Below are 17,796 nucleotides of genomic sequence, written 5' to 3' on the forward strand. Positions count from 1 at the left end.
GTCCCGGCAACCATTATTAACGGATGCCAAAACAATCACAATTGGCACTGGCTTATCAAACACCCTGTTGAGTTCTCAAAGAACAAACACACACCATGAAACTGGCTCGTTTCCGAGCCCGCATCGTGGGGCTTTGTTTTACCGCTGTGGTGTCCGGCGCTTCCGCGCTGGGCACTTTTACTACGTTACCTGGTCCGTTTGGCGTTGTCAACCCGGTGTTTCCCGGTTTGTCATGCCTTGGGCAGGTTTCCCCGTTGCGGGCGCGCAGCAGTCAACCTGCCGAACGTCGCTCAAGGGATTTGGTAGGCCGGCCGCCGCGACTCTCGTCGCATGCTCGCCCGGTGCCCTACCGGCTCGCAAAGCTTACCCCGTCGGTTTCGCCTCACCAAATCGACCCGTTGTCCGGATCGTTCCGTGTTGCTCCCGCCGTGCAGAGAGAAAGATACGCAGCCCCCGAGTTGAAGGTCAAATCGGGGGCCTGCGTCCCGCGTCACACGACCGCGGAGGTCGGTCAGGAGACCCGCTCGACGCCGGCGAACGTGCGCTTCCCTCGCCGCAACACCAGGAATCGCCCGTGTAGCAAGGCATCCGCGGGCACCGTGGCCTCCACATCGGACACCCGCTCGTTGTTGACGTAGGCACCACCCTCGGTGATCGCCCGCCGCGCCTCGTTGAGGCTGCCCACCAGCCCGGAGTCCCGGAACAGCGCCGCCACCGTCGGCAGCTCGCCCCGCACCTCGACCAGGCCGGCCTCGGCCAGGGCCGACCGCAGCGTCGAGGCCTCCAGCTCGGCCAGCGACCCCCGCCCGAACAGCGCCTGACTGGCCGCGAGCACCTGCTCGGTCTCGGCGGCACCGTGGACGAGCGTGGTCAGCTCCGCCGCCAGGGCCCGCTGCGCCTCCCGGGCCCCCGGCCGCTCGGCCGTCGCGCGTTCGAGTTCCTCGAGCTCGCCGTGCGAGCGGAAGCTGAAGTAGCGCAGGTAGCTCGCCACGTCCCGGTCGTCGGTGTTGAGCCAGAACTGGTAGAAGGCGTACGGGCTGGTCAGCTGCGGATCGAGCCAGACCGAGGCACCCTCGGTCTTTCCGAACTTGGTCCCGTCGGCCTTGGTCACCAGCGGCGTCACGAACGCGTGCACCGGCCCGCCACCCCGCCGGCGGATGTAGTCGACCCCGGCGGTGATGTTGCCCCACTGGTCGGACCCACCGAACTGCAGCGTGCACCCGTGCCGCTGGTGCAACTCGAAGTAGTCGTGCGACTGCAGCAACTGGTAGCTGAACTCGGTGAAACTGATCCCCGACTCGAGCCGCGCCCGCACCACTTCACGGGCCAACATCTTGTTGACCGGAAAGTGCTTGCCCACGTCACGCAGGAAGCTGATCGCCGACATCGACCCGGTCCAGTCCAGGTTGTTGACCAGCGTCGCCGCGTTGTCACCGGCATAGGTGACGAACGGCCGCACCTGCTCGCGGATCTTGTCGACCCACCCGGCCACCACCTCAGGTGGGTTGAGGTTGCGCTCGCTGCTCTCCCGCGGGTCACCGATCTGGCCCGTGGCCCCGCCAACCAACAGCAACGGCCGGTGCCCCGCGAGCTGCAGCCGCCGGGCGGTGAGCACCTGCATCAGGTGGCCGAGATGCAGGCTCGGCGCCGTGGGGTCGAAGCCGACATAGAACGTCACCTGCCCCGAGTCCAGATGCTTACGCAGCTCGTCGAGGTCGGTGGAGTCCTGGATAAGGCCCCGCCACAGCAGGTCGTCGATGAATTCGCTCACGCCTGGATTGTCTCCCACCACCCGCCGGCGGCCGCACCCGGTTTACTGCACGGACAGCACGTCGACGACGAAGCGCAGCGCCCCCGCCGGGTATCCGGACGGCGCGTTGTCTCCGTACGCCATCGCGGCGGGGATGTCGAGCTGCAGCCGGCTACCGGCCTTGGCCCCGACCAGCCCCTTGTCCCAGCCCTCGATCACGCCGCCGGACCCCAGCTGCACCGGGAACGGCTGCCCCGAGTTCCAGGACGCGTCGAACTCCTCGCCGGTCTTGTAGATCACGCCCACGTAGTTGACGGTGACGGTCTGCCCGTTCCGCGCCGCCGGCCCCTTGCCCTCGATCAACGGCGTCACCTTGAGCGCGGTCACGTCGCCCTCCCCCGCCTTCACGACAGGCTTGGTCTTCAGCGCCGGGTCGACATCGGCCGGGATCCCGTTGGCGGCCGGCGCCGCGGCCGAAGCACTGGGCGCGGCCCCCGCGGACGACGCGGTGGGACTGTCGTCACCGCCCTTGGTGAACAACACGATGGCCAGGACGATGGCCACCACAGCCAGCCCGGCAAGCACGACCGCGAGCTGCTGGCGACGCCGCTTGGCCCTGGCGGCCCGCTCGGCGGCGGCCTTTCGGGCCGCTTTGACTGCGGCCTTCCGGTCGTTCCTGGTCTCGACCACCCGGTTGCTCACGGTTGTCAAATCCTCACAGGTAGTGCCCGGCCGACCCGGACCGCTCCGGACACGGTACCGGCGCCAGCTGGGCATCGGCAGGGCCAAAACAGGCCAAGTCCGAATGAGAATCCAACCCGCCACACCAGTCACAGCAACCAGCGGTTCGATCAGCTTCGTGTCGCCCAGCCGCACCGCGGCCCACGGCGTAGGCGGAGTACTTCTCCACTCTCGTACCCAACATGTCTGGGTTTTGGGCTTGCGATTATCTGGTCTGAGGAGTATAGAATTTTTCTGTCCGTTGGAGGTGAGCATCGATGGCCCTGCTCGTTCCAGCCCATTACCACCGTCGTCGGCGGACGCGGCTCGACTACCGCCGCCCGCCCAACCGGCGGCACTGAGCTGACGCCGGACATCCCTCGAGTTCCACGACGACCCAGAGTCGTCGCCCACCAGGTATGGAGGTGTGTTGGTCATGCAGACCCTGCGTTTCGATCCGTTCCGCGACTTCGACCGGCTCGCCGCCGAGGTGCTCGGCACCGCGCGCACGCCATCGCTGATGCCGATGGACTGCCTGCGCACCGGCGAGGCGTTCGTCTGCCGCTTCGACCAGCCCGGCATCGACCCGGAGTCCCTCGACGTGTCCGCGGAGAACGACACCTTGACCGTGCGGGCCGAGCGGCACCGCGAGGACCCGGAGGATTCGACCTACCTGGTCTCCGAGCGGCCCTCGGGCGTCTACAGCCGCCAACTGGTCCTCGGCGACGGCCTCGACGTCGAACAGATCCGCGCCGACTACCGCGACGGCGTCCTGACGCTGACGATCCCGGTGGCGGAGCGGGCCAAGCCCCGCAAGATCGAGATCAACCGCGGCGAATCCACCGCGGTCGGCTCCCACGAGGGCCACAAAATGATCTCCGGCGAGACGGGCGCGGAGGGCGCCGCTACCGACCGCCAGCAGGCCACCGCTTCCCGCTGACGACCCGACCTGACAGCGGCGGCCGGGCAACGTCAATGCCGACCGCCGCCGACCGGACCTGCGACGCCCGACCGCCGCGGACCCGGACCTGCGGAAGCCGGGCGCCCGGGCCGACCCTCGGCTCTCGACTGCTGGACGCCTTACGATGAACGCCTTCGCGATTGCCACTGGGGCGTCGGGGGCTGCCCGGTCACGCGGGACCCACGGGCCCGACCCGGGTCACGCGGACCCCGCATGGCCGGGCCCGACCTCGTCACGCGGACCCCGCGTGACCGGAGCCCGACGCGCGCGGCGGGCGGCCGAACCCCGGCAGGACGGCGACCCCACTGCCCGACCTGCTCTGCCGGACGGCCGGACCTCACCACACCGGCCGAACCGCCGGCGGTGCTCGAGTCGGGATCCGCGTCCGGGTCAGGCCGGGCTCGTGGGTGGCGTCGCCGGGAGGGGCTGGCGGCCGGTGGCTGTCCAGCCACGCAGTGACCAGCGGCGCGCGAGGATCGTGGCGCCGGCCAGAGCCGCCGCGACCATGCCGCATTCGATCGCGACCACCGGCAACGCGTCGCTGTAGTCGACCAGCGCGGCGAAGCCCATCGTCACCGGCGTCACCAGGACACCGGCCAGCGGCACCAGCAAGGCCATCCCGAGGACGGTGTGCCCCATCGACGGCAGGTCCCGCAACCGGAACCACACCGTGAGCAGCGACGAGACGACCACGAGCGCCGCCAGCACGGTGTACGCGGTCAGCACCGCACCGGTCCCCGGCTGCTGCGTCTGCAGAGCCGGCACCGGGATATGCGCGAAGACGATCGCGTAGCCGATCAGGATCCCGGGAAGCGCACCCACCACCGCGGTCAGCAGCAAGCGCCGGAACTCGAAGGGAACCCGCGCCACCCGCGCCTCGTCGGCCAGGCGGCGAGCGAAACCGCGCACATCCGTACCGATCAACTCCGCCGGACCGACCCCTTCGGCCCAGGCCGCGGTCAGGTCGTCACGCAGGTCCCGGCTGAGCCCGGCCAGGTCGGCCGGGTGCACATGTAGGCGGCGCCATTCGCGCTCGGCCCCGGCCATCGCCTGGTCGATCGTCCACAGTGGGATCTCACTCATGGCCGCCTCCTGCGTTGTCGGCGAGGGTCGCGTTGACGGTGTTGACGAACCGTTGCCATTGGGCCTGCCAGGCGGCCAGCCGCTGGTGGCCGGCCGGGGTGACGGCGTAGACCTTGCGGCGCGGGCCGCTCGGGCTTTCCTGCACCTCGTCGACGACCAGGCCCAGGCCGCGCATGCGGGTCAGCAGCGGATAGACCGTGCCGTAGCCGCCCGCGTCCAGACCGGCCTCGTCGAGGCGGCGGACCAACTCGTAACCATGCGCCGGCTCCTTGGCCAGCAACGCGAGCATGCACATGTCGAGGGCGCCGCGCAGCAACTGGGTTTGCCGCTCGGAGCCCTCGACAGGTGTCATGCGAGACATACTAGTGACCGCTATTAGGCGCCGTCAAATAGTGGCCCGCTCGCGGCCGGGCAGCAGCAGCGCGGACAGCGCGGCCGCCCCGACGACCGCGGCCCCGACGAGGACCGCGGGGACCACGCCGTCCACGTACGACTGCGGGCTGGTGTAGCTGCCCTGGCCGGCGAAGACCGAAGCCAGCGCGGCCACGCCGACCGCCACCCCGAACTCGCGGACGGTGTTGACCGTGCCGGACGCGACGCCCTGGGAGGCCGGGTCGACGCTGCTCAGCGCGACCGTGCTCATCGGCGCGAAGGTCAGCCCCATGCCGATCCCGGCCAGGACGAACGCCGGCACCACCGAGCCGAAACCGACGCCGACCGTGGTCTGCAGCGCGACCCAGAGCAGGCCGAGGGCCAGCAGCGCCTGGCCGAGCACGATCAGCACCCGGGGGCCGACCCGGCCGACCAGCAGGCCGGCGATCGGCGCGACCACCATCGGGGCGGCGGTCCAGGGCAGCGTGCGGATCCCCGAGCCGAACGGGCCGTAGCCCTGCACCACCTGGAAGAACTGGGCCAGCAGGAAGACCGAACCGAAGACGCCGGCGGAGAACAGGAACGCCATGATGTTGACCGAGGTGAAGGCCCGCGAGCGGAACAGGCGCAGCGGCAGCATCGGCGCGGGCGCCTTGCGCTCCCAGCCGACGAACGTTGCGAGCAGGGCGCCCCCGGCGATCAGCGTGCCGAGCACCGACAGCGACGTCCAGCCGTCGTCCTGACCGTGCACGACGCCCCAGATCAGGCCGAGCATGCCGACCGAGACGAGCACCAGGCCGAGCGGGTCGAGCTTGCGCGCGCCGCCGTGCGACTCGTTGAGGACGAGCCGGACGAGCACGATCGCGACGACGCCGACCGGCACGTTGAGCCAGAAGATCCAGGTCCAGTGCAGGCCCTCGGCGACCGCGCCGCCGACGACCGGGCCGACCGCCACGCCGAGGCCGCTGATCCCGCCCCAGATGCCGATCGCGGCGTTGCGCATTTTCTCGGGTACGGCGGCCGCGAGCAGCGTCAGCGACAGCGGCATGACCGCGGCACCGCCAATGCCCTGCACCGCGCGGGCGGCGGTCAGCATCCACGGCTCGGTGGCCAGCGCGCAGGCGGCCGAGGCGAGGGTGAACAGCGCGATGCCGGCGACGAAGAGGCGGCGGCGGCCGATCCGGTCGCCGACGGCGGCGGCGGTGAGCAGCAGCGCGGCGAACGGCAGCGTGTAGGCGTTGACGAACCACGACAGGTCGGTGAGCGACGCGCCCAACTCGGACTTGATCACCGGCAGCGCGGTGGTCACGACCAGGTTGTCGAGCGTCACCATGAACATCGGCACACCGACCGCGAGCAGCACGGCGGCCAGCGAACGGGTCCGCGCGCTGGACGGCGCGGCGGCCACGGGTGTGGCGGTGGTGGTCATGACAGCGGCTCCCCTTGTTGTTATCCACTGATAACTTGGAGAGTAGTAATCGACTGATAACATGTCAACAGACTTCGAGGAGGATCCCGTGACCCGCACCCGGCTCACCGCCGCCGAGCGCAGCGAGCAGCTCATCGACGCGGCGATCGTCGCGTTCGCCAAGGGTGGCTACGCCGGCACGACAACCGACGACATCGCGCGCCTGGCCGAGGTTTCCCAGCCCTACGTCATCCGGCTCTTCGGCTCGAAGAAGGCGCTGTTCATCATGGTGATCGAGCACGTCAGCGGCCGGATCCAGCAGGCGTTCCGGGATGCCGCGCCGGCCGAGGGCGCCCAGCTCGCCGACCTGGCCAACGGCTTCGACACGCTGCTGGCCCGGCGTCACCTGCTGCCCGTGCTGCTGCACGGGTTCGCGGCGGCCAACGCCGACGACGAGATCGGCCGCGTGGCCCGCGCCTGCTACGGCGACATCTACACGCTCGTGCAGGAGCTGACCGGCACGACCCCGGCCGAGGCCCGCGACTTCATCTCCACCGGCATGCTGCTCACGGTGCTGGCCTCGATGCGGGTGATCGGCCCGGAGCCGGTCGCCCAGGAGCCGTGGATGATCCAGATGATCGACAGCTTCGAGCACGGCGGCCGCTACAAGCACTGACCGCCCGTCGACACTCGACGGGCGGCCAGGGCGAGCGGTGGGTCAGCGCACCGGACGCGGCAGCCCCATCGGGCTCTCGTTCCACAACCGGTCGAGCGCGGTCACCACGTAGGTGTAGCGCTGGCCGGGTCGGGCCGATGCGTCCACATAGGAGTCGGCGCGGACGGTGCCGATCAGGTGCGTGGCGTCGGCCAGGTCGCAGGCGTTCGGGACGTGCGTGCCGTCGAAGCGGTAGACGGCGTACGACGTCGCCTTGCCGAATGGCCCGACCCCGTCGAGCGGTTGGTGCCAGCGCAGGGTGACCGCCCCCGCGCCGTCGCGGGTGGCCGAGGTGACCACCGGGAACATCAGCGGCTTGTGCGGCAGGTGGGTCATCGTGGGCACCAGCGCCGGGTGGGCGTAGTGCTCGGCCGCGTAGATGTCGGTGGCGCCCAGCTTGTTGGCACGCACCTGCACCGCGCTGAAGTGCACGTGCCCGGAGACGTTGTAGTCCTGCGCGAACGCCAGGTGGTCGGTCATCTCGCGGGGGTCGTTCCAGTTGGTGTCGGCGTTGGCGGCGATCTTGTAGTCGGCCTCACCGATGTAGAGCTGCACGTCGGTGCCGGCGACCACGTCGGACCACCACGGGATCAGCTTGGCGTAGTCGGCCACCGTGAACCCGATGCTCCAGTAGATCTGCGGCACGATGTAGTCGATCCACCCCTCCTTGACCCACTTGCGGGTGTCGGCGGAGATGATGTCGTAGGACTGCGACCCGGCCGTGTCGGAGCCGAGCGGGTCGGCGGTCTTGTTGCGCCAGATGCCGAACGGGCTGATTCCGAACTTCACCCACGGCTTGACCCGCTTGACGGCCGCGCCGAACTCGCGCACCAGCAGGTTGATGTTGTCGCGCCGCCAGTCGGCCTTGTCGGTGAAGCCCCGGTTGTACGCGGCGAACGTCGCGTCGTCGGCGAAGTCCTGGCCGGCCGCCGGGTAGGGGTAGAAGTAGTCGTCGAAGTGCACGCCGTCGACGTCGTAGCGGGCCACCGCGTCGAGCATCGCGGTCTGCACGAACGCGCGTACCTCAGGAATGCCGGGGTTGTAGTAGAGCCGGGCGCCGGCGGCGTTGACCGGGTAGGCCTGCACCCAGTCGGGGTGTTGCCGCACCGGGTGGTCGGGCGCCAGCTTGTTGATGTCGACGCCGGCACCGTCGGGCATCGACACGCGGTAGGGGTTCATCCAGGCGTGGAACTCGAGGTTGCGCTTGTGCGCCTCGTCGATCAGGAAGGCCAGCGGGTCCCAGCCCGGGTCCTGGCCGCGGACGCCGGTGAGAAACTCCGACCAGGGCTCGTGCGGCGACGGCCAGAACGCGTCGGCGGTGGGCCTGACCTGCACGATCACCGCGGTGTGGTGCAGCCGCTGTGCCAGGTCGAGCCAGCCGAGGTATTCGGCCTTCTGCGCGGCGATCCGGTCCGGCGCGGTCTGCGACGCCTTGGTCGGCCAGTCGATGTTGACCACCGACGAGATCCACATGGCCCGGAACTCACGCTTGGGCGCGGCCGGGTTGGTCACGCAGTCGGTCGACGACCGCGTGGGTGCGGCGGACGCCGGCGCGGGCGCGACGGCGAGCAACGAGACGGTCAGCACGGCAGCGCTCAACGCCGCGCCGAGGGGGCGTGTCATACGTGCGTACCTCCATTGAAGATTTTCGCCGTCAGTGACAATCCACTGAAGGAAATCTTCACGGGAAGGGCACCCGAAAGCAAGACCTACTTAAATACGTGTCCTGGGTACGTGCCGGCGGTAGGCGCTGACCGTCGGGTCGCCGGCGATCCAGAACCGCCACTCCAGGTCGTGTGCGCCGGTCACGCCGACCCGGGGTCCGGCCGCGATGGCCGTCGGCGGGACAGGGTCCGGTCCCCAGGACAGTCGCACCGGGCTGGCCCGGTCGAGCAGGTCGAGCCCATAGGCCGAGCGGTCGATACCCAGCGCCGAGCAGAGCCGGGCCGGGCCGCGGGCCAGGTCGACGTCGCGGCGCACGGCGGTGCGGCGGGCCCGAGCGGCGTCCAGCCCGGACACCACCTCGCCGGCCCGCAGCAGCACCGCCGAGGCCACACCGGGGGTGCCGGTGACCACGTTCATGCACCAGTGCATGCCGTAGGTGAAGTAGACGTAGGCGAACCCGGCCGGGCCGAACATGATCGCGTTGCGGGTGGTCTGGCCGCGGTGGGCGTGCGAGGCCGGGTCTTCCCCTGTCCCCGCGTAGGCCTCGACCTCGGTCAGCCGGACGGTGACCCCGCCCGCGGACAGGTGACACCCGAGCAGCTCGCGCGCCGCCTGGTCGCCTCCCCTGGTCAGCACCTCTCGCAGATCCTCCACCAGGCGATCAGATCACAGCCCGGGCCGGCCGCCGCGACCGGCGAGCGTCACCGTGCGGCCGGTCGTGACCGGCTCGAGGTCGGCTCAGCGCGGCACGACGCGCTGCGCGGCCCACTCCCGCCAGCCTTCCAGCTTGTCCTGCACGGACGCCAACTGGTCGGCGACCGGGCCCGGGCCGGTCGAGCCCGGCGTGGTCCGCGACGCGAGCGCCGACTCGACCGACAGGACCGTGCGCACCTCGGGGTCCAGCAGCGGGCTGACCTGACGCAGGTCGTCGTCCGAGAGTTCGTCCATCGCGCAGTCGCGGGCCACGCACAGCGAGACCAGCTTGCCGGTCACCTCGTGCGCGTCGCGGAACGGGACACCCCGCCGGACCAGCCAGTCGGCCACCTCGGTGGCCAGGGTGAAGCCGACCGGTGCGGCGGCCGCGAGCCGGTCGGAACGTACGGTCATCGTCGCGATCATCCCGGCCAGCGCCGGCAGCAGCAGTTCGAGCGTGTCGACCGCGTCGAAGACCGGCTCCTTGTCCTCCTGCATGTCGCGGTCGTAGGTCAGCGGCAGGCCCTTGAGCATGGTCAGCACCGTGACGAGACCGCCGACCAGCCGGCCGGACTTGCCGCGGGCCAGTTCGGCGATGTCGGCGTTCTTCTTCTGCGGCATGATCGACGAGCCGGTCGCGAAGGCGTCGTCGAGCTCGACCCAGCCGAACTCCTGCGAGGTCCAGAGCACCACCTCCTCGCCGAGCCGGGACAGGTGCACCCCGGCCAGCGCGGTGATGAACAGGAACTCGGCCACGAAGTCGCGGTCGGCGACGGCGTCCATCGAGTTGGCCGCCGACGTGGTGAAGCCCAGCTCCTTGGCGACCACCACCGGATCGAGCGGCAGCGACGAGCCGGCCAGCGCGCCGGCGCCGAGCGGCGAGATCGCGGTGCGCTTGTCCCAGTCGCGGAGCCGGTCGAGGTCGCGCAGCAGCGGCTGCACGTGCGCCAGCAGCCAGTGCCCGAAGGTGACCGGCTGGGCGTGCTGCACGTGCGTCATACCCGGCGCCGGGGTCTCGACGTGCTGCGCAGCCTGCTCGACCAGCGCCCCGGCCAGCTCGACCAGCCGGGCGGCGACACCGCGCGCGTGATCGCGTAGATACAGCCGCAGGTCGGTGGCGACCTGGTCGTTGCGGGACCGGCCGGCCCGCAGCTTGCCGCCGAGCGAGCCGAGCCGTTCGAGCAACCCGCGTTCGAGCGCGGTGTGCACGTCTTCGTCGTCGACCGTCGGCCGGAACGACCCGGAGGCGCAGGCGGCCTCCAGGTCGTCGAGCGCGGCCAGCATCTGGCCCAGCTCCTCGGCGTCGAGCAACCCGGCGTGCGCGAGCACCCGGGCGTGTGCCCGGGACCCGGCCAGGTCGTAGGGCGCGAGGCGCCAGTCGAACTGGACGCTCACCGACAGGCGGGCCAGCGCTTCCGCGGGGCCGCCGGCGAACCGGCCGCCCCACAGGCTGGTTCGCGACGCACCAGGATCGTGATCAGTCACGGACACCATTGTGTCGGTCACGCCGACGGGCCACCGAACCGGGCATCCCGGGCGGCCGCCATCCGCGACGGCAGGCCCCAGAGCTGCACGAAGCCCTTGGCCAGCGACTGGTCGAACGTGTCGCCGGTGTCGTAGGTGGCCATGCCGAAGTCGTAGAGCGACGACTCCGAGCGCCGGCCGGTGACGACCGCGCGGCCGCCGTGCAGGGTCAGCCGCACCTCGCCGCTGACGAACTTCTGGCTCTCGTCGATGAACGCGTCCAGCGACGCCTTGAGCGGCGAGAACCACAGCCCGTCGTAGGCCAGTTCGGCCCAGCGCTGGTCGACGCCCTTCTTGAACCGGGCCACGTCCCGCTCGACGGTGACCGCCTCGAGCTCCTGGTGCGCGGTGATCAGCGCGATCGCCCCGGGCGCCTCGTAGACCTCGCGGCTCTTGATGCCGACCAGCCGGTCCTCGACCATGTCGAGGCGGCCGACGCCCTGGGCACCGGCGCGCCGGTTGAGCTCGGCGACGGCCTGGAACGGCGTCACGGTCTCGCCGTCGATCGCGACCGGCACGCCGGCGTCGAAGGTGATCACGACCTCGTCGGGGTCGCGCGGCTCGGCCGGGTTGGCGGTGTAGGAGTAGACGTCTTCGATCGGGGCGTTCCAGATGTCCTCCAGGAAGCCCGTCTCGACGGCGCGACCCCAGAGGTTCTGGTCGATCGAGTACGGCGACTTCGCCGACACGTCGATCGGCAGGCCCTTCTCCTCCGCGTACGCGATCGCCTTGTCCCGGGTCCAGGCGAAGTCGCGGGCCGGGGCGACCACCTTCAGCTCGGGCGCGAGCGCGCCGAGGCCCACCTCGAAGCGGACCTGGTCGTTGCCCTTGCCGGTGCAGCCGTGCGAGACGATCGTGCCGCCGTGCTTGCGCGCCGCGGCCACCAGGTGCTTGACGATCAGCGGCCGGGACAGGGCCGAGACCAGCGGGTAGCGGTCCATGTAGAGCGCGTTGGCGCGGATGGCGGGCAGGCAGTAGTCGGCGGCGAACTCGTCGCGCGCGTCGACCACCTCGGACTCGACCGCGCCGCAGTCGATCGCCCGCTGGCGGATCACGGCCATGTCCTCGCCGCCCTGGCCGACGTCGACCGCCACGGCGATCACCTCGGCGCCGGTCTTCTCGGCGAGGTATGGAATGGCGACGGAGGTGTCGAGACCTCCGGAGTATGCGAGGACGACGCGCTCGGTCATCAGGTGGTGCTCCCTTCGAGTGGTTCTCCGGCCCAGCCGGAAAGCTTGTCGGCCAGGGCGGCTCCGCCCATGGCGTCACGAGAGACGACGAGGATGGTGTCGTCGCCGGCGATGGTGCCGACGACCTCGGGAAGCCCGGTGCGGTCCAGCGCGCTGGCGAGGAACTGCGCCGCACCGGGCGGGGTTCGCAGCACGGCGATGTTGCCGCTCGCGTCGACCCCGGTGAGCAGTTCGCGCAGCAGGCGGATCAGCCGGGCCGACGCGGCCTCCGCGTCGCGCAGCGGTCGCACGCCGTCTTCGGGGATCACGTAGGCGGCCGGGCCGTCGGCGCCGCGCACCTTGACCGCGCGCAGCTCCTCGAGGTCGCGGGACAGCGTCGCCTGGGTGACCACCAGCCCGTCGCCGGCCAGCAACTCGGCCAGCTCGGTCTGCGAGCGGATCGCCTTGGCCCGGATCAGCTCGACGATCCGGGCGTGCCGCGCCGCGCGGGTGACCGGCGACGTCATGCCGACTCACCCAGCAGGAACGCGAGTAGGGCCTTCTGCGCGTGGAGGCGGTTCTCGGCCTGGTCGAGGACCGCGCTCTGGGAGCCGTCGAGCACCTCGTCGGTGATCTCGTGGCCGCGGTGGGCGGGCAGGCAGTGCAGCACGACGGCGTGCGCGGCGGCCTCGGCCACCAGGTCGGCGTCGATCCGGTAGGGCAGGAACGGCGCCATCCGGTCGTAGCCGTCGTCTTCCTGCCCCATCGAGGTCCAGGTGTCGGTGGCCACCACGTCGGCGCCCTGGACGGCGACGTAGGGGTCGGTCATCGTGCGCACCGAGCCGCCGGTCTGCGCCGCGATCTGGGTGGCCCGCTCGAGCACCGCCGGGTCGGGCGTGTGCGCGTCGGGGCCGGCGACCCGCACGTGCATCCCGGCGGTGGCGCCGGCCAGCAGGTAGGAGTGGGACATGTTGTTGCCGGTGTCCCCCAGGTAGGCCAGCACCCGCCCGTGGGTGCCGCCGCAGCGTTCGCGCACGGTCAGCAGGTCGGCGAGCAGTTGGCACGGGTGGAAGCCGTCGGTGAGCGCGTTGACGACCGGCACGGTGGAGCCGGCGGCGATCTCGGCGAGGTGGCTGTCGGCGTACGTGCGGACCACGATCGCGGAGACGTAGCGGGACAGCACCCGCGCGGTGTCGGCGGCGGTCTCGCCGCGGCCCGCGTGCGTGCCGCCGCTGTCTATCACGATCGGGTTGCCGCCCAGTTCGGCGATGCCGGCCGCGAACGACACCCGGGTGCGCAGGCTCTGCTTGTCGAACAGCACCGCGACCGACTGCGGCCCGTCGAGCGTGCGGAACTTGAACCGGTCGGCCTTCATGGTGGCCGCCAGGTCGAGCACTGCCGACTGCTCGGCCGGCGTCAGGTCGTCGTCGCGGAGGAAATGCCTGGTCATGCGAGTACCTCGGAAAGGGCGGAGACGAAGGCGTCGGCCTGGTCAGCGGTCAGGATCAGCGGGGGCGCCAGCCGGATCGCGTCGGGCTGCACGGGGTTGACCAGGAAGCCGGCATCGCGGAGCCGGCCGGCCAGCTCACCGGACACGGGCGAGGTGAGCACGATGCCCAGCAGCAGGCCTTCGCCGCGCACCTCGGCGACCAGCGGGTGGTCGAGCGCCTCGATGCCGCGGCGGAGCCGCTCGCCGACCCGCTTGACCGAGTCGAGCAGGCCCTCGTTGGCGATCGTGCCGATCACGGCGAGCGCGGCGGCGCAGCTGACCGGGTTGCCGCCGAACGTGGTGCCGTGCTGGCCCGGCGCCAGCAGGTCGCCGGCCGCGCCGAACGCGACGCAGGCACCCAGCGGTAGCCCGCCGCCGAGCCCCTTGGCCAGCGTGATCACGTCGGGCTCGACGCCGTCGGCCTGGTGTGCGAACCAGTGGCCGGTGCGGCCGATGCCGGTCTGCACCTCGTCGAGCACCAGCAGCGCGCCGTGCTTCGTGGTGATCTCGCGGGCCGCGGCCAGGTATCCGGGCGGCGGCACGATCACGCCGTTCTCGCCCTGGATCGGCTCCAGGATGACCATCGCGGTCTCGCCCGTGACGGCGGCCGCGAGCGCCGCGGCGTCGCCGAACGGCACGTGGGTGACCTCGCCGGGCAGCGGGCGGAACGGGTCGGCCTTGGCGGGCTGCCCGGTCAGCGCGAGCGCGCCCATCGTGCGGCCGTGGAAGCCGCCCTGGGTGGCGACCACGTGGCCGCGGCCGGTCAGCCGGGAGAGCTTGAAGGCGGCCTCGTTGGCCTCGGCACCGGAGTTGCACAGGAACACCCGGCCCGGCCGGCCCGCCAGCGCCAGCAGCAGTTCGGCCAGGGCGACCGGCGGCTCGGCGACGAAGAGGTTGGAGACGTGGCCGAGGGTGGCGACCTGGCGGCTGACCGCCTCGACCACCGCGGGGTGGGCGTGGCCGAGCGCGTTGACCGCGATGCCGCCGAACATGTCGACATAGGATCGGCCGGCCTCGTCGGTGACCACCGCGCCGGCGCCGCGCACCAGCGCCAGCGGCGGCGTGCCGTAGTTGTCCATCATGGACCGCTGCCAGCGGTCGACCAGGGTCATGCGTTCACCACCATGGTTCCGAAACCTTCCGACGTGAACACTTCGAGCAGCGTGGAGTGGGCGACCCGGCCGTCGACCACGTGCGCGGCCGGCACACCGCCGCGGACCGCGCGCAGGCAGGCTTCCATCTTCGGCACCATGCCGGCCGCCAGGCTCGGCAGCAGCCGCTCCAGGTCGGCGGAGGTGATCTGGGAGACCAGGCTGCCGGTGTCGGGCCAGTCGGCGTAGAGGCCGGCGACATCGGTCAGCACGACCAGCTTGCGGGCCTCCAGCGCGATGGCCAGCGCGGCCGCCGCCGTGTCGGCGTTGAGGTTGTGCAGCACGCCGTCGACGTCGGGCGCGACCGTGGAGATGACCGGGATCCGGCCGGCCGCGATCAGGTCGGTGACCGCCGAGGTGTCGACCGTCGCGACGTCACCGACCTGGCCGACGTCGACCGCCTCGCCGTCGACGAACGCCGGGCGGCGCACCGCGGTGAACAGCCGGGCGTCTTCGCCGGAGAGCCCGACGGCGAACGGGCCGTGCTCGTTGATCAGGCCCACCAGCTCGCGGCCGACCTGGCCGACCAGCACCATCCGCACCACGTCCATCGCCTCGGGCGTGGTGACCCGCAGGCCACCGCGGAACTCGGTGACGATGCCCAGCCGGGCCAGCATCGAGGAGATCTGCGGGCCGCCGCCGTGCACGACGACCGGCTTGAGGCCGGCGTAGCGCAGGAAGACCATGTCGGCGGCGAAGGCCCGCTGCAGCTCGGGGTCGACCATCGCGTTGCCGCCGTATTTGACGACGACGGTCGCGCCGTGGAAGCGCGCCAGCCAGGGCAGCGCCTCGATCAGCGTCGCGGCCTTGACCTGTGCGTCGCTCAGGTCGCGGGACAGGGACGCCGTCATGTCGAGTAGGCCGAGTTCTCGTGCACGTACCCGTGTGACAGGTCGTTGGTCCAGATGGTCGCCGCGGCCTCGCCGGCGTGCAGCTCGACCTTGACGGTCACGTCACGGCCGGTGAGGTCCACCTTGGAGCGATCCTCGGCGGCCCCGCCCGCGCGGCAGACCCAGACGCCGTTGACGGCGACGTCGAGTCGGTCGGGCTCGAACGTGGCGGCCGTGGTGCCCACCGCGGCCAGGATCCGGCCCCAGTTGGGATCGTTGCCGAACAGCGCGGTCTTCACCAGGTTGTTGCGGGCGACCGCGCGCCCGACCTCGACCGCGTCGTCGTCGGAGGCAGCGCCGGTGACCTCGATGGCCACCTTCTTGGTCGCGCCCTCGGCGTCGTCGACGAGTTGGTCGCACAGGTCGCGGCAGGCCGCGGTCACCGCGGTGGTCAGCTCCTCGACGGTCGGCTCGATCCCGCTGGCGCCGCTGGCCAGCAGCAGCACGGTGTCGTTGGTCGACATGCAGCCGTCGGAGTCGACCCGGTCGAAGGTGAGCCGGGTGGCCTCCCGCAGCGCCGCGTCGAGCGTGTCGGTGCCGGCGACCGCGTCGGTGGTCAGCACGCAGAGCATCGTGGCCATCGCCGGCGCGAGCATGCCGGCGCCCTTGGCCATGCCACCGACCCGCCAGCCGCCGCCGTCGACCACAGTGGACTTCGGCCGCGTGTCGGTGGTCATGATGGCCCGCGCCGCCGCGTCGCCGCCGTCGCGGGCCAGGCCCTTGACCGCCGCGCGTACGCCCGGAAGCAGTTTGTCCATCGGCAGCCGCTCGCCGATCAACCCGGTCGAGCAGACCGCGACCTCGCTCGCACCGATCAGCAGCCGCGGCGCGTGCTCGCTGACCAGCGCGGCGGTCTGCTCGGCGGTGGTGTGGGTGTCCTGGAAGCCGAGCGGACCGGTGCAGGCATTGGCGCCGCCCGAGTTGAGCACGACGGCGCGCACCACTCCCCCGCGCACGACCTGCTCGCTCCACAGCACCGGCGCCGCCTTGACCCGGTTGGCGGTGAACACACCGGCGGCGGTCGCGTCGGGGCCGTCGTTGACGACGACCGCGACGTCGAGCACGCCGGCCACCGACTTGAGACCCGCCGCCACGCCGTGCGCGCGGAAGCCCTTGGGTGCCGTAACAGTCATGGCATGACTCCGAAAGCGGACAGGCCGGCGGTCTCCGGCAGGCCGAGCATGAGGTTGGCGCACTGCACGGCCTGGCCGGCGGCGCCCTTGCCGAGGTTGTCGAGCGCGCTGACCACGATCACCCGGCCGGAGTCGCGGTCCACAGTGGCCTGCAGGTGGCAGGCGTTGGAGCCGAGGGTGGCCGCAGTGCGCGGGAAGACGCCCGAGGGCAACACCGTGACGAACGGTTCACCGGCGTACGCGGCCGCGAGCACGTCGGCGGCGTCGGCCACACCGGTCGGCCGGGCGGTGACGGTGGCCAGGATGCCGCGCGGCATCGGCGCCAGCAGCGGGGTCAGCGACAGCGAGCGGGCGCCGCTGGCCTGCTTGATCTCCGGCACGTGCTGGTGCACGCCGGTCTTGTAGGTGGACAGGTCGCCCATCACCTCGGTGGCCAGCAGGTGCGGCTTCGCCGCGCGGCCGGCGCCGCTGGTGCCCGAGGCCGCGACCACGACGACGTCGTCGTCCTCGACCGCGCCGGCCGCGATCAGCGGCGCGAGGGCCAGCGTGATCGTCGCGGCGTAGCACCCGGTGTTGGCGACCCGGGTGGCCGCGGCGATCGCCGCGCGCTGGCCGGGCAGCTCCGGCAGCCCGTAGGTCCAGGTGCCGGCGTGCGGGCCGCCGTAGTAGCTGGCCCACGCCCGTGCGTCGGAGAGCCGGAAGTCGGCGCCGAGGTCGACGACCCGGACCGACTGGGGCAGCTGGGCCGCCACGGCCGCCGACTCGCCGTGCGGAAGGGCCAGAAACACCAGGTCGGCGTCGGCCAGCGCGGCCGGGTCGGTGGCGGTGAGGGTCAGGCCGAGCCCCGCGAGCTGCGGGTGGACGGCCGACAGGGGCGCGCCGGCCTGGCTGTGCGCGGTGACGGCGACGAGGTCGAGCTCGGGGTGCCCGGCGATCAGGCGGACGAGCTCGCCGCCCGCGTACCCACTCGCCCCGGCCACCGCGACCCGGATGCCCATGTCAACCTCCGCATGTCTATGCGGAGAACGGTATCAGCACCCGCTCGCGGATCGCAAGATCATGCAGTCGGGTGT

At 71.5% G+C, this 17,796-nt stretch carries 17 protein-coding genes; 2 read left to right on the top strand and 15 right to left on the bottom strand.

Going from position 1 to position 17,796, the window contains the following annotated elements; translation table 11 throughout:
- Nucleotides 1-511: 511 nt before the first annotated feature.
- Both tyrS and AB0J74_RS24670 read right to left on the bottom strand, forming a co-directional pair.
- Entirely contained in the window at nt 512-1,771 is a 1,260-nt protein-coding gene (gene tyrS, locus AB0J74_RS24665; RefSeq protein ID WP_363451767.1) for a tyrosine--tRNA ligase, read from the bottom strand.
- Between the two features lie 42 nt (nt 1,772-1,813).
- Nucleotides 1,814-2,452, bottom strand: coding sequence for an FKBP-type peptidyl-prolyl cis-trans isomerase (locus AB0J74_RS24670; protein ID WP_363451769.1), 639 nt, complete (start codon nt 2,450-2,452; stop codon nt 1,814-1,816).
- 454 nt (nt 2,453-2,906) lie between these two features.
- Between AB0J74_RS24670 and AB0J74_RS24675 the strand changes: the two genes are divergently transcribed.
- Nucleotides 2,907-3,410: an HSP20 family small heat-shock protein gene (locus AB0J74_RS24675; protein ID WP_363451771.1), complete on the top strand. Its 504-nt coding sequence runs from the start codon at nt 2,907-2,909 to the stop codon at nt 3,408-3,410.
- A 411-nt stretch (nt 3,411-3,821) separates the two neighbouring features.
- Here the strand turns inward: AB0J74_RS24675 and AB0J74_RS24680 are convergent, their stop codons facing one another.
- From AB0J74_RS24680 to AB0J74_RS24690, 3 genes are read right to left on the bottom strand one after another with little or no spacing between them, the layout of a single operon-like run.
- Complete coding sequence (locus AB0J74_RS24680) at nt 3,822-4,514, bottom strand: hypothetical protein (protein ID WP_363451774.1); 693 nt, start codon at nt 4,512-4,514, stop codon at nt 3,822-3,824.
- The gene (locus AB0J74_RS24685) at nt 4,507-4,866 is read right to left on the bottom strand and encodes a PadR family transcriptional regulator (protein ID WP_363451777.1); all 360 of its coding nucleotides are present in this window, start codon (nt 4,864-4,866) and stop codon (nt 4,507-4,509) included. The genes AB0J74_RS24680 and AB0J74_RS24685 overlap by 8 nt, the downstream gene beginning before the upstream one ends.
- A gap of 33 nt (nt 4,867-4,899) precedes the next feature.
- Nucleotides 4,900-6,315 carry a DHA2 family efflux MFS transporter permease subunit gene (locus AB0J74_RS24690; RefSeq protein WP_363451779.1) on the bottom strand — a complete coding sequence of 472 codons (1,416 nt, stop codon included), beginning with the start codon at nt 6,313-6,315 and terminating at the stop codon, nt 4,900-4,902.
- Between the two features lie 61 nt (nt 6,316-6,376).
- Between AB0J74_RS24690 and AB0J74_RS24695 the strand changes: the two genes are divergently transcribed.
- Nucleotides 6,377-6,970, top strand: a complete 594-nt coding sequence (locus AB0J74_RS24695) for a TetR/AcrR family transcriptional regulator (RefSeq protein ID WP_363451781.1) — start codon at nt 6,377-6,379, stop codon at nt 6,968-6,970.
- A 42-nt stretch (nt 6,971-7,012) separates the two neighbouring features.
- Here the strand turns inward: AB0J74_RS24695 and AB0J74_RS24700 are convergent, their stop codons facing one another.
- From AB0J74_RS24700 to argC, 10 genes are all read right to left on the bottom strand, one after another.
- On the bottom strand, nt 7,013-8,632 hold the full coding sequence (locus AB0J74_RS24700) for a family 10 glycosylhydrolase (RefSeq protein WP_363451783.1): 1,620 nt from the start codon (nt 8,630-8,632) through the stop codon (nt 7,013-7,015).
- Nucleotides 8,633-8,722: 90 nt separating this feature from the next.
- Nucleotides 8,723-9,328 (bottom strand): DNA-3-methyladenine glycosylase, encoded by a 606-nt coding sequence (locus AB0J74_RS24705; RefSeq protein WP_363451785.1) that lies wholly within the window; start codon nt 9,326-9,328, stop codon nt 8,723-8,725.
- Nucleotides 9,329-9,412: 84 nt separating this feature from the next.
- Nucleotides 9,413-10,861 (bottom strand): argininosuccinate lyase, encoded by a 1,449-nt coding sequence (gene argH, locus AB0J74_RS24710; protein ID WP_363452226.1) that lies wholly within the window; start codon nt 10,859-10,861, stop codon nt 9,413-9,415.
- Between the two features lie 8 nt (nt 10,862-10,869).
- On the bottom strand, nt 10,870-12,081 hold the full coding sequence (locus AB0J74_RS24715) for an argininosuccinate synthase (RefSeq protein WP_363451787.1): 1,212 nt from the start codon (nt 12,079-12,081) through the stop codon (nt 10,870-10,872).
- Nucleotides 12,081-12,587, bottom strand: coding sequence for an arginine repressor (locus tag AB0J74_RS24720; RefSeq protein WP_363451789.1), 507 nt, complete (start codon nt 12,585-12,587; stop codon nt 12,081-12,083). The genes AB0J74_RS24715 and AB0J74_RS24720 overlap by 1 nt, the downstream gene beginning before the upstream one ends.
- A complete protein-coding gene (gene argF, locus AB0J74_RS24725; protein ID WP_363451791.1) occupies nt 12,584-13,510 on the bottom strand; it encodes an ornithine carbamoyltransferase in 927 nt (308 codons plus the stop codon). Before argF ends, AB0J74_RS24720 begins: the two co-directional genes overlap by 4 nt.
- On the bottom strand, nt 13,507-14,661 hold the full coding sequence (locus AB0J74_RS24730) for an acetylornithine transaminase (protein WP_363451793.1): 1,155 nt from the start codon (nt 14,659-14,661) through the stop codon (nt 13,507-13,509). Before AB0J74_RS24730 ends, argF begins: the two co-directional genes overlap by 4 nt.
- Nucleotides 14,658-15,551 (bottom strand): acetylglutamate kinase, encoded by an 894-nt coding sequence (argB, locus tag AB0J74_RS24735; protein ID WP_363451795.1) that lies wholly within the window; start codon nt 15,549-15,551, stop codon nt 14,658-14,660. Before argB ends, AB0J74_RS24730 begins: the two co-directional genes overlap by 4 nt.
- Nucleotides 15,548-16,723: a bifunctional glutamate N-acetyltransferase/amino-acid acetyltransferase ArgJ gene (argJ, locus tag AB0J74_RS24740; RefSeq protein WP_363451797.1), complete on the bottom strand. Its 1,176-nt coding sequence runs from the start codon at nt 16,721-16,723 to the stop codon at nt 15,548-15,550. Before argJ ends, argB begins: the two co-directional genes overlap by 4 nt.
- Nucleotides 16,720-17,721 carry an N-acetyl-gamma-glutamyl-phosphate reductase gene (gene argC, locus AB0J74_RS24745; protein WP_363451799.1) on the bottom strand — a complete coding sequence of 334 codons (1,002 nt, stop codon included), beginning with the start codon at nt 17,719-17,721 and terminating at the stop codon, nt 16,720-16,722. Before argC ends, argJ begins: the two co-directional genes overlap by 4 nt.
- Nucleotides 17,722-17,796 lie beyond the last annotated feature (75 nt).

Source organism: Asanoa sp. NPDC049573, assembly GCF_040676615.1.
In the GTDB taxonomy this organism is placed as follows: Bacteria; Actinomycetota; Actinomycetes; order Mycobacteriales; family Micromonosporaceae; genus Asanoa.